Consider the following 12,463-nt stretch of genomic DNA (forward strand, 5'->3'; position numbering starts at 1 on the left):
CGGAGGTTCGAGTCCACTCAAGACCTGCAAGCGGTTGATGTCATACCAGTTGGCTGTACGATCTCTGCCCTTATGATGAACTGCCATTCGACGGGATGATCCTGGTTCGCTTGCGATCTGAGACGCTGGCATACATGCCTGTCGTTCTGAAGTCGCTGGGATTAATGTCGTAGAGTCGTCTGAACACTTTTGAAAAATAGTTGGGGTCCTCAAATCCGCACAGCGCCGCAACCTCCTTGATTGGCATGTCGGCGGCTTTTGTCAGGAGTTTAGCGGCGCGGCGCAGGCGTCGCTGAAGTACGAATTCGGCAGGCGGCAAGCCCTCGTTGGCGGCAAATATACGGGAAAAATGGGCTCGGCTGAGGCCGGCAACCTGCGCCAGATCGCTCACCGAAAGCCGTTCGTCGAGATGGCTTTCGATATGGCTGAGCACATGCTGCATGGTCCGGTATTCCTGGCCGAAATTCGGATGCGAGCCAAAGACGTCGTCGTAAAGCGTCATCGCCGCCTCGTAGGCAATGGCTGAGGCGAGGCCCGGCGTCTCGCCGCCATTGACCAGACGGTGGCAGCAATGGGCAAGATGATCGATCGTCTGCGACTGCAGATGCAGGATCGGCCCGGTGATCGACAGGATCGAGCGGTGGATGCGCAGCGCCTCCTCGCCGTTCATGGAGATCCAGAAAAACTCCCACTCGTCGCCCGGCTCCAGCCAGTAGCGATGATTGTGCGGAATCATCAGCAGCAACGTTTCGCCGGGTTTGACCTGCATGCTGCGGTTTTCATAACGCAGATTGCCGCGTCCGCTAATGCAGTGCTGCAACACGGTGAAGGGCGCCTGGCCACGGCGGCGCCCGTCCCAGTCATAGGCGATGTCGCGCCTTACCTCGTAACCGCTGCTGGTCGGCATCGTGTGCAATGTTTGGCGTCCGCGTGGCAGCGTGACGGAGCGACTGGCCGGGCCGCGGTCTATCAAATTTTTGAGCACAAAATTACCCACGATAGCATAATCCTTCTCTGGCCTGGTTCTTGATTATACGCATAATCGCAATCCGAGGAGAAGTTGGAGGGAGAGGCGCGGAAGCGATTTCGGCGAAATACAGCTACTTACCTGTATTTTATCCGTCGAAATCAGACGACGTTATTTCGTCGTGCTTGCGTCACCTGAGCCCTTGACGTCACAAGGAGGAATGGACTCGTGGGTTTCAAAATAGCTATCATTGGCGCGGGAAGTGTTGGTTTCACCAAAAAGCTGTTCACCGACATTCTCTGCGTGCCGGAATTTCAGGACGTGGAATTTTCGCTGACCGATCTCAGCGAACGCAATCTGGGCATGATCCGCGAGATCCTCGAAACCATCATCGAGGCGAACAAGCTTCCCGCCAGAGTGACGGCGACGACCGACCGTCGGCGCGCACTGGAAGGCGCGCGCTACATCATCAGCTGCGTGCGGGTCGGCGGGCTGGAAGCCTATGCCGACGACATCGCCATTCCGCTGAAATACGGCATCGATCAGTGCGTGGGTGACACGATCTGCGCCGGCGGCATTCTCTATGGTCAGCGCAACATCCCGGTCATTCTCGATTTCTGCAAAGATATCCGCGAGGTCGCCGAGCCGGGTGCAAAATTCCTGAACTATGCCAACCCGATGGCCATGAACACCTGGGCGGCGATCGAATACGGCAAGGTTGATACGGTCGGTCTCTGCCACGGCGTGCAGCATGGCGCCGAACAGATCGCCGAGGTGCTGGGCGCCAAATCGCTCGATGAACTCGACTACATCTGCTCCGGTATCAACCACCAGACATGGTTCACCGAACTGAAGCTGAATGGCCGCAAGATCGGCAAGGACGAACTGGTTGCCGCCTTCGAGGCGCATCCGGTGTTCTCGCAGCAGGAAAAGCTGCGCATCGATGTGCTGAAACGCTTTGGCGTCTATTCGACGGAGAGCAACGGTCACCTGTCGGAATACCTGCCCTGGTATCGCAAGCGGCCGGAGGAAATTTCCCGCTGGATCGACATGTCGGACTGGATTCACGGCGAGACCGGCGGTTACCTGCGCCACTCGACGGAAACGCGCAACTGGTTCGAAACCGAGTTTCCGCAGTTCCTCGAACAGGCGAAAAAGCCGATCGATCCCGCAAAACGGTCCAACGAACATGCAAGCCATATTCTCGAGGCGCTGGAAACGGGACGTGTCTATCGCGGCCATTTCAACGTCAAGAACAATGGCGTCATCACCAATCTTCCGTCCGACGCCATCATCGAATCCCCCGGTTTTGTTGATCGTTTCGGCATCAACATGGTCTCGGGTATCACAATCCCCGAAGCCTGTGCTGCCACCTGCATGGCGTCGATCAACGTCCAGCGCATGTCCGTGCATGCCGCCATCAGCGGCGACATTGATCTGTTGAAGCTGGCCGTGCTGCACGATCCGCTGGTCGGCGCCGTCGCCACGCCGGAAGAGGTCTGGCAGATGGTGGACGAAATGGTGGTGGCGCAGGCGCGCTGGCTGCCGCAATATGCCGATGCCATACCGGCAGCCAAGGAACGGCTGGCGCATTCCAAGGTCAAGACACGCGACTGGCAGGGCGCGGCGCGCCGCAATGTCCGCTCCATCGAAGAGCTTCGTGCAGAAAAGGCTGCAATGAAAAAAGCAGGCTAGGTTTTCTAAAGGCCGTGACCCGGAGGAGCGGGGCACGGCCTCATCGCCATGAAGGCAAGGCAGGCCGACTGCCGTCAGGGAGGAATGACGATGCCGTTTCAGACCAGAATTTCGACCATTGCCGTGCTCAGCCTCGGCGTTTCTTTGATTGCCGTGAGCGCCAACGCGTACGAACCGACCACGCCGCCGGAACCGCCGAAATTTCCGGCGGAAGGCAAGGTTACCTATGTGCCGCGCGATTCCATTCTCGAATTCAAGGCGCTGCCGCAATACAGCCAGCCGGATTGGGTGGCGGAAAAGTTCGAAAAGACCGGCAAGCTGCCGCCGCTGAAGGACCGCCTTCCGGAAGAGCCGCTGGTCTACAAGACCGGCAACATGCCGGATGGCGTCGGCGTCTATGGCGATACGATGCGCCATGTGGTCGGCGGACGCCCTGAGGGCTGGAACTATATTGCCGGCCAGAGCCAGGGCTGGGGCGGCATCGACATCGCACTGTCCGAATGCCTGACCCGCACCGCGCCGCTGTTTCAGGTCAACGCCGCCGATACAGAACCGCTGCCCAATCTCGCCAAGAGCTGGGATTGGTCTGAAGACGGGCACAAGCTCACCATGCATCTGGTCAAGGGCGCCAAATGGTCTGATGGCGAAGCCTTCAACGCCGATGACGTGATGTTTTATTGGGAAGATGCGGTCATCGATCCGCAGGTTTCGCCGCTCGGCGGTGGTGCGTCACCTGAAGCATTTGGCGAAGGCACGACACTAAAGAAGATCGACGACTACACCGTGGAGTGGACGTTCAAGGCGGCCTTTCCAAAGCAGTATCTCTACACGATGGCCTATCCGACCTTCTGCCCGGGACCGTCGCATCTCCTGAAACCAAAACATCCGAAATATTCGTCCAACACCTACAACCAGTTCAAGAATGCCTTCCCGCCGGAATATATGAACATGCCGGTCATGGGCGCCTGGGTGCCGGTCAGCTATCGGTCCGACGATATCATCGTGCTGCGCCGCAACCCCTATTACTGGAAGGTCGATGAGAAGGGGCAGCAGCTGCCTTACATCAACGAGCTTCACTACAAACTTTCGACCTGGGCTGACCGTGACGTGCAGGCCGTTGCCGGCTCCGGCGACCTTTCCAATCTCGAGCAGCCGGAGAACTTTGTCGCTTCGCTGAAGCGCGCGGCCGATGAAAACGCTCCGGCGCGCCTTGCCTTCGGCCCGCGCCTCACCGGCTACAATCTGCTGATGAATTTCTCCGCCAATGGCTGGGGTAACCCGGATGAACGCGGCCAGGCGATCCGCGAACTCAACCGCAACCCGGAATTCCGCAAGGCGATCACCTCCGCGATTGATCGCAAGGCGGTCGGCGACTCTCTGGTCAAGGGACCGTTCACGGCCATCTATCCGGGCGGGCTTTCCTCCGGCACGAGTTTTTATGACCGCGCATCTACCGTCTATTACCCCTTCAATCTGGAGGAGGCCAAGGCGGCGCTGAAGACGATCGGGTTGGTCGATACCGACAATGACGGTTTCGTCAATTTCCCGGCCGGCACGGCGGGCGGCAAGAATGTCGAGATCGTCGTGCTCGTCAACAATGGATACGCGACCGACAAGAGCCTTGCCGAAGGGCTGGTGGGCCAGATGGCCAAGCTCGGCATCCGCATCGTTTTGAACGCACTCGATTCCAACCAGCGTGACGCCAAACATTACGGCGGACAGTTCGACTGGGCGGTTCGCCGCAACAGCACCGAACTGTTTTCGGTGGTGCAGAATACAGAGCAACTGGCGCCGGTTGGCCCGCGCACCAGCTGGAACCACCGCGCGCCGGAAGGAAAGCCGGTCGACATGATGCCTTTCGAGGCTGAAATGGTCGAGGTCGTGAACAAGTTCACCGCGTCGCAGGACAATGCCGAAAAGGCGGAACTGATGAAGCGGTACCAGAAACTTTATACCGAAAATCTCTACACGATCGGTTTGACGGAATATCCGGGTGCCTTGATCATCAACAAGCGCTTCTCCAACGTTCCGGCCGGCACGCCGATCAACATGTTCAACTGGGCCGAAGACGCCATCATCCGCGAACGCATGTGGGTGGCGACGGACAAACAGGGCAAATACGAACTGTTTGCCGAGCAGCTGCCCGGCAGGCCGGGCGACAAGGGCCCAACCCAGTAATCTCCCTCCCAGAAGAAGTCCCGGTCGCGCGTGAAGCGCGGCCGGAGAGGACGATAATCCGGGCGCTTATTGCGCGCCCGCTGAAAGGAGAGAGACGGAAATGCTGAGATTTCTGTTGACCCGCATAGGCTCCGCCATCCCGGTGCTGCTCATCCTGAGCGTGGTGACTTTTGCCATCATCCAGGCCCCACCCGGTGATTATGCCGATTACATCCGCTCGCAGCTGATGAACCAGGGCGGCGCATCCTTCGAGCAGGCGCAAGCGCAGGCACAGGCCTATCGTATCGAGCATGGTCTCGATCAGCCGATGGTGGTGCAGTATTTCAACTGGATCAGCGGGATCGTGACGCGCGGCGATTTCGGCTACAGCTTCTATTACAACAAGCCGGTCGCAGAAGTGGTGGGTGAACGCCTGCCGCGCACTCTGGCCCTGGCTGTCGTCTGCCATATTCTCGCATCGCTGTTCGGCATCGGTTTCGGCATCTGGGCGGCAACCCGCCAATATTCCTGGATCGACAATGTCCTGTCGGTCGTCTCCTTTCTTGGCATGACCATCCCGCGCTTCCTGATGGCGCTGGTGCTCGTCTATTTCATGGTTTTCCATTACGATGTGTCGGAGATCGGCAGTTTCTTCTCGCCGCAATATGGCGGTGCGCCGTGGTCCTGGGCCAAGTTCGTGGATCTCGTCAGCCATGTCTGGCCGGTCGTGGCCATCGCCGTGTTCGGCGGGCTGGCCTACAATATGCGCGTCATGCGCGGCAATCTGCTCGACACGCTGAACGCCCAGTATGTCGAGACGGCGCGTGCCAAGGGACTGTCGGAAGGCGCTGTCATCATGCGCCATGCGGTGCCCAATGCCGTGCATCCGCTCGTCATGTATCAGGGCGTGGTTCTTCCCTACATGCTGTCGGGTGAAATCGAGACTGCCATCATCTTCTCGCTGCCGACTGTCGGTCCCGCCATCGTCGGTTCCATGGCGGTGGGTGACGTTTATGTCACCGCAACCTTCATGATGGTGCTCGCGGCAACGCTGATCATCGGCAATATCATCGCCGACATGCTGCTCGCCTTGCTCGACCCACGCGTTCGCGAATTCGGGAGGGCGTGAGATGACCGCCATCGATCAAACCACCACCAAGATGATCACACCCGTCGCCGAGCCGCAGCAGGCGAATGAAAGTTATGTCGCGCTGGTCTGGCGACGTTTCCGCCGCTCCGTCACCGGCATGATCGGGCTGGCGCTTGTCGCCCTACTGTTCCTCACCGCCATCTTCGCCAACTTTTTTGCGCCGATGGACCCGATGGAAACCCATGCGAGTTTTTCGCCGCCGCAGGCCATCAGTTTCGCGGACAAGGAAGGTGCCTTCAGCATTTTTCCGCGGGTTTATGCCACGGCTGAAACGGAGGAGCTCGATCCCGTCACCTTCCAGCCGATCGTCGGGCCGGATTATGACAACCCGCTTTATCTCGGCTTCTTCGTCAAGGGCGCGGAATACAATCTGTTTGGCCTGATCCCGATGGACCGCCATTTCTTCGGCGCCACCGATGGCCAGCCGGTGCATTTTCTTGGCACCGACAAGTTTGGTCGCGATGTACTGTCGCGGGCCATCCATGGTTCACGCATTTCCCTCGCCATCGCGCTGAGTGTGGTTTTCATCGTCACGGTGATCGGCACGACGGTCGGGCTTGTCTCCGGTTATTTCGGCGGTGTCGCCGATACCTGGATCCAGCGTTTCGTCGAGGTCGTGCTGGCCTTTCCGCAATTGCCGCTTTACCTGGCGCTCACCTCGCTGATCCCGGTCACGGCGCCAACCCATGTGTTCCTGACATTCGTTGTCGTGGTCATGTCGGCGCTGGGCTGGGCGCAGATGTCACGCGAGGTGCGCGGCAAGTCGATGGCTCTGTCCCGCATCGATTATGTCCGCGCAGCCATTGCCGTCGGCGCCACCGATCGCCGCATCATCTTCCAGCATATCCTGCCCAATGTGATGAGCCATGTGATCGTTTCGGTCACGCTGCATATCCCGAGCGTGGTACTGCTGGAATCCTTCCTCGGCTTCCTCGGTTTCGCGGTCAAACCGCCGCTGATCTCCTGGGGCCTGATGCTGCAGGACACCTCCACCTATTCCGTCATCGGGTCCTATCCGTGGATCCTCGCCCCCGTCGGCTTCGTGCTAATCACCGTCTTTGCGTTCAATGCGCTGGGTGACGGTCTGCGCGATGCCGTGGATCCCTATTGAGGAGAGGACAGAACATGGCTCTCGCAATCGTCAACAATTACGCACCTTCCGACCGTTTCGATCATGATGCGCAGAAGGGAACACCGATCATCGATGCCCGCAATGTCGGCGTTACCTTCAAGGTGGAGCACGGCGCGGTAGAGGCGGTGAAGGATATTTCCTTCCAGCTCTATCGTGGCGAAACCATCGCCATCGTGGGGGAATCCGGTTCCGGCAAGTCGGTGACGGCACGCACCGTGATGGGGCTGCTCTCGAAACGCGCAACCATCTCGCCGAAGGCGACGGTCGGCTTCAACGGCGACAATATCCTGAAATTTTCGCCGCGTGCCCGGCGCGCCTTGCGCGGCAACCGCATCTCGATGATCTTTCAGGAGCCGATGAGTTCGCTCAATCCGCTTTATACGGTGGGCAGCCAGATCGTCGAGGCGATCCGCGCGCATAACAGGGTCAACCGGAAGGATGCCGAGGCGAAGGCGCTCGATCTCCTGAAGCAGGTGCAGATCCCCGAACCGGAAGCGCGGCTGAAACAATATCCGCATCAGCTTTCGGGCGGCCAACGCCAGCGCGTGATGATCGCCATGGCGCTCTCGAATGACCCCGACGTGCTGATCGCCGACGAACCGACGACGGCGCTCGACGTCACGGTGCAGGCGCAAATCCTCAACCTTATCCGTTACCTGCAGACACAGCGCGGCATGGCGGTGGTGCTGATCACCCACGACCTCACGATCGTGAAGAAGTTTTCGGACTATGTTTATGTGATGCAGCACGGGGAAATGCGCGAGCACAACACGACCGAGCGTATCTTTGCCGATCCGCGCCATCCCTATACGAAAAAGCTGCTGGCCTCGGAGCCGCATGGCAGCGCCGGGCCGCTGCCGGCGGATGCGGGTGTGCTGCTCTCGGCGAATGGCGTGCGGGTGTCGTTCATGATGCGCCATGGCGGCATCTTCAAACCGGACCTGCGCGAACTGGTGGCCGTCGATGGTCTCGGCCTCACGCTTCGCCGGCATGAAACACTGGGTATTGTCGGTGAATCAGGCTCGGGCAAGACCACATTCGGCCAGTCTCTGCTGCGGTTGAACCAGCCGAGTGCCGCCGAAATCACCTTTGCTGGTGAGCGGATCGACGCCCACTCCCGTGCCCAGATGCGGCCGCTGCGGGCGAAAATGCAGGTCGTTTTTCAGGACCCGTTTTCGTCCCTCAACCCGCGCATGACGATCGGCCAGATCATCGATGAAGGCCTTGTCGTCAACGGGCTCGGCAGGAACAAGGCAGAACGGCTGGCACGCGTGCGTGATGCGCTTGATGCTGCCGGCATGCCGACCAATATCCTGTCGCGCTTCCCGCACGAATTTTCCGGCGGTCAGAGGCAGCGTATCGCCATTGCCCGTGCCGTGGCGTTGGAGCCGGAATTCATCCTGCTCGATGAGCCCACCTCGGCGCTCGACATGTCGGTGCAGGCGCAGATCATCGAGCTGCTGCGAAAACTGCAGGATGAGCGCGGCCTCAGCTACCTGTTCATCAGCCATGACCTGAAAGTGGTGCGCGCACTCTGCCACCGCGTCATCGTCATGCAGAACGGCCGCATCGTCGAGGAGGGGCCGGTCGAAGACGTCCTTTCCAAACCCAAAACGGAATACACCCAGCGGCTCGTGAAGGCCGCTTTCGAAATCGCCTGATATCGGAGGAACATATGGCAGGACATCCCAAAATCACATTCATCGGCGCCGGTTCGACGGTGTTCATGAAAAACATCATCGGCGACGTGTTGCAGCGGCCGGCTCTTTCCGAGGCACATATCGCGCTGATGGATATCAATCCGCAGCGGCTGGAAGAAAGCGCCATCGTCGTCAACAAGCTGATCTCGACGCTTGGGGTGAAGGCGACGGCGGAGACGTTCAACGATCAGCGCAAGGCACTGGCCAATGCCGATTTCGTCGTCGTCGCCTTCCAGATCGGCGGGTACGAACCCTGCACGGTGACCGATTTCGAACTGCCGAAAAAATACGGCCTGCGCCAGACAATCGCCGATACGCTCGGTGTCGGCGGCATCATGCGCGGGCTTCGCACCGTGCCGCATCTGTGGAAGATTTGTGAGGACATGCTCGCCGTCTGCCCGAATGCGATCATGCTGCAATATGTGAACCCGATGGCGATCAATACATGGGCGATCGCGGAAAAATATCCGACCATCCGTCAGGTTGGCCTTTGCCACTCGGTGCAGGGCACGGCGATGGAACTCGCCCATGATCTTGGTATTCCTTACGAGGAAATCCGCTATCGCTCGGCTGGCATCAACCACATGGCGTTTTATCTCGAATTCGAGCATCGCCAGAAGGACGGTTCATATCGCAACCTCTATCCGGATCTGCTGCGCGGTTACCGCGAGGGCAGGGCGCCGAAACCCACATGGAACCCGCGATGCCCCAACAAGGTGCGGTATGAAATGCTGACGAGGCTCGGGTATTTTGTCACCGAAAGCTCGGAGCATTTTGCTGAATACACGCCCTATTTCATCAAGGAAGGCCGCGAGGACCTGATCGAAAAATTCGGCATTCCGCTCGATGAATATCCAAAGCGCTGCATCGAGCAGATCGACAAATGGAAAAATCAGGCGGATGCCTATCGCTCGGCCGAAAAGATCGAAGTCAAGCAGTCCAAGGAATATGCCTCCTCGATCATCAACTCGGTCTGGACCGGCGAACCTTCGGTCATCTACGGCAATCAGCGCAACAATGGCTGCATCACCTCGCTTCCCTTCAATTGCGCCGCCGAAGTGGCTTGCCTTGTCGATCACAACGGCATCCAGCCGACCTTTGTCGGCGACCTGCCGCCACAGCTGACGGCGCTGATGCGCACCAATATCAACGTGCAGGAACTGACGGTTCAGGCACTGATGACGGAAAACCGCGAGCACATTTTCCACGCGGCGATGATGGACCCGCATACCGCCGCCGAACTCGATCTCGACCAGATCTGGTCGCTGACCGAGGACCTTCTGACGGCGCATCGCGACTGGCTGCCGGAATGGACGCAGAGCGTACCAGTCCGCCAGGCAAAGGCGAGCTGACCCAACCGGCTCGTCTCAAACCGCCGCGGCACGTGTGTCGCGGCGGAAATCCGATGGTGGCATGCCGGCGGTGGAGCGAAACGCCTTATTGAAGGCGCTGACCGACCCGAAACCGCTGTCCATCGCCACCTGCAGAATGCTGTCGCCGCTATGCATCAGTTTCGCCTGCGCATGCGAAAGCCTGAGCAGCGTCAGATATTTGATCAGCGTCATGCCGGTCGATTTGCGAAACAGGTTCATTGCGTATTTGGGATGCAGTCTTGCCGCCTCGGCAATGTCGGTCGCATCCAGTTCTTCCAGAAAATTGGCGGCAATGAAGTCGCACATCTTTACGACGGCGGGCGAGGGCGCACCGGTCTCCATCGAGGAAGAGTGCGTCTTGCCGGATGAGATCGTCTCATAGGGCTCCATAAAAATCCGTTCGACGCGCAGAAGCAGTTCCTCCACCGCATGCTGCGCCTTCATCTCTTCACCCGATGTCACGTAGCGGAACCAGCGCGGAAAATTTTCGCGGTCGGCCGCGTCGGTCTGTGAAGTCAGCATCGTCGCGCCGCCCATCAGCATGGCGGAGACGCTGGCTGGCAGGCGCATGCGGAAAAAATGCACGAGCGGCAGATGTGCGCCGGCATAGATGGAATCGCGTGAGGATTCGTCCATCCGGTGCGGCTGTCCGCCCCAGAACAGGCAGATTTGCCCGGCCGACAGTGTCAGATCATGCCCGCCCATGCGGTAATGCACATGCCCGCGCATGATATAGTTGACCTCGATCTGCGCGTGCCAGTGCGGCCGCAGCATCACGCGTGGATGTCCGTGGAAAAATTGCAGCGTTGTCGGCATGCCCTCGATGCTGCTTGCACCCGGCTGGTAAAAAGCCTTTTCCTCGATCTTACTTTCCGACAGGTCCGTGTTCCCTTTGTACGAGACAGAGTTTCGCCGATCGCTAATCTGCTCATGTTCGTGGAGGAACAGCAATTGAAAAGGGAGGTTTTCAATGCGCTACAGGTTTCTTGGCGCGACGGTATCGTTTGCTCTTTTGGCAACCGGGCCCGCAGCCGCGCAATCGACTGAAATTACCATCTGGAGCTGGAACGTTGCCGCCTCGGCATTGAAGTCCACTCTTGATGGGTTCAACAAGAAATACCCCGACATCAAGGTGACGGTGCAGGATCTTGGCAACGATCAGGTTTTCGATAAATCGCTGGCCGCGTGTGCTGCCGGTGGTGACGGATTGCCGGATATCGTGACGATCGAGAATTTTGAGGCGGAACTGTTCTGGAACCGTTTTCCGGATTGTTTCACCGACCTGACGGCACTCGGCTACACGCCGGAAATGCAGGCGCTTTTCCCCGAATTCAAACGCACGGAACTGGAAGTGGATGGTGCTGCCTATTCCATGCCATGGGATTCCGGGCCGGTCGCAGTCTTCTACCGCCGTGATTTCTATGAGAAGGCAGGTGTCGATCCTGCAACGATCAAGACCTGGGATGATTTTCTGAGCGCCGGCAAGAAAGTCATGGCGGCCAACCCCGGCACGGTGATGGCGCAGGCCGATTTCAACGGCGACAGCGAGTGGTTCCGCATGCTCTCCAACGAGCAGGGTTGCGGTTACTTTTCGACCGATGGACAATCCATCACCATCAATCAGCCCGCCTGCGTCGCCACGCTCGACAAGATCAAGCAGATGAAGGATGCCGGCATCATCACCGCCGCCATCTGGGACGAAAAGATCCAGGCGAACACCGCCGGCCGTACAGCCAGCCAGGTTTTCGGCGCCTGGTACGAAGGCACAATTCGCTCTGGCTCGCCGGATCTTGCGGGTAAATGGGGCGTCTATCCGATGCCGAGCCTGACGGCCGACGGGCCGCACGCCGCCAATCTCGGCGGCTCTTCGCTCGCCATCAGCGAAAACTCGAAGAACAAGGAAGCTGCCTTCAAATTCGTGGAATATGCGCTGACCACCAATGAAGGCCAGGTGTCGATGCTGAAATCTTTCGGCCTCGTGCCGTCGCTTCTGTCGGCGATCGATGATCCGTTCGTCAAGGAAAGGCAGCCCTATTGGGGTGATCAGGCGGTGTGGGCGGATATCCTTTCCACCCTGCCCAAGATCAGGCCGGCGCGCGGCACCGCATTCCAGGCGGATGCGGATGGCGTCTACAAGGCGGTGCAGGCGAAATTTTTCGCCAACGGCTACCCGGACGCCAAGACGGCGCTCGATGATGCCGCCAAGCAGATCGAAACGGCCACCGGCCTTCCCATCGCGGAATGAGCAATCGGGCCGGGCAGTCCGCTGTCCGGCTCAAACTCCCCGCC

General features: G+C 59.1%; 9 protein-coding genes. 7 read left to right on the top strand and 2 right to left on the bottom strand.

The genetic code is table 11. The annotated features are described in order from the left end of the window. Window positions 1-70: 70 nt before the first annotated feature. On the bottom strand, window positions 71-997 hold the full coding sequence (locus AAIH70_RS21925; RefSeq protein WP_430035636.1) for a helix-turn-helix domain-containing protein: 927 nt from the start codon (window positions 995-997) through the stop codon (window positions 71-73). A 198-nt stretch (window positions 998-1,195) separates the two neighbouring features. Here AAIH70_RS21925 and AAIH70_RS21930 point away from each other — a divergent pair, with 198 nt between their 5' ends. The 6 genes from AAIH70_RS21930 (at window position 1,196) to AAIH70_RS21955 (ending at window position 10,153) form a co-directional block, all read left to right on the top strand. Beyond that, the gene (locus AAIH70_RS21930; protein WP_132278009.1) at window positions 1,196-2,662 is read left to right on the top strand and encodes an alpha-glucosidase/alpha-galactosidase; all 1,467 of its coding nucleotides are present in this window, start codon (window positions 1,196-1,198) and stop codon (window positions 2,660-2,662) included. A 90-nt stretch (window positions 2,663-2,752) separates the two neighbouring features. Continuing rightward, on the top strand, window positions 2,753-4,840 hold the full coding sequence (locus tag AAIH70_RS21935) for an ABC transporter substrate-binding protein (RefSeq protein ID WP_132278011.1): 2,088 nt from the start codon (window positions 2,753-2,755) through the stop codon (window positions 4,838-4,840). A 100-nt stretch (window positions 4,841-4,940) separates the two neighbouring features. Then, window positions 4,941-5,948, top strand: coding sequence for an ABC transporter permease (locus tag AAIH70_RS21940; RefSeq protein WP_132278013.1), 1,008 nt, complete (start codon window positions 4,941-4,943; stop codon window positions 5,946-5,948). A 1-nt stretch (window position 5,949) separates the two neighbouring features. Continuing rightward, window positions 5,950-7,080, top strand: coding sequence for an ABC transporter permease (locus AAIH70_RS21945; protein WP_132278015.1), 1,131 nt, complete (start codon window positions 5,950-5,952; stop codon window positions 7,078-7,080). A gap of 14 nt (window positions 7,081-7,094) precedes the next feature. Beyond that, the gene (locus AAIH70_RS21950) at window positions 7,095-8,762 is read left to right on the top strand and encodes an ABC transporter ATP-binding protein (protein WP_430035638.1); all 1,668 of its coding nucleotides are present in this window, start codon (window positions 7,095-7,097) and stop codon (window positions 8,760-8,762) included. A 14-nt stretch (window positions 8,763-8,776) separates the two neighbouring features. Beyond that, complete coding sequence (locus AAIH70_RS21955) at window positions 8,777-10,153, top strand: alpha-glucosidase/alpha-galactosidase (RefSeq protein WP_430035640.1); 1,377 nt, start codon at window positions 8,777-8,779, stop codon at window positions 10,151-10,153. Between the two features lie 15 nt (window positions 10,154-10,168). Here AAIH70_RS21955 and AAIH70_RS21960 read toward each other — a convergent pair whose 3' ends face one another. Next, a complete protein-coding gene (locus AAIH70_RS21960) occupies window positions 10,169-11,053 on the bottom strand; it encodes a helix-turn-helix domain-containing protein (protein WP_165932099.1) in 885 nt (294 codons plus the stop codon). Between the two features lie 91 nt (window positions 11,054-11,144). Here AAIH70_RS21960 and AAIH70_RS21965 point away from each other — a divergent pair, with 91 nt between their 5' ends. Beyond that, window positions 11,145-12,419 carry an ABC transporter substrate-binding protein gene (locus tag AAIH70_RS21965; RefSeq protein ID WP_430035642.1) on the top strand — a complete coding sequence of 425 codons (1,275 nt, stop codon included), beginning with the start codon at window positions 11,145-11,147 and terminating at the stop codon, window positions 12,417-12,419. The last annotated feature ends 44 nt before the right edge of the window (window positions 12,420-12,463 follow it).

This window comes from Neorhizobium sp. BT27B, assembly GCF_050455485.1.
Lineage (GTDB): Bacteria > Pseudomonadota > Alphaproteobacteria > Rhizobiales > Rhizobiaceae > Neorhizobium.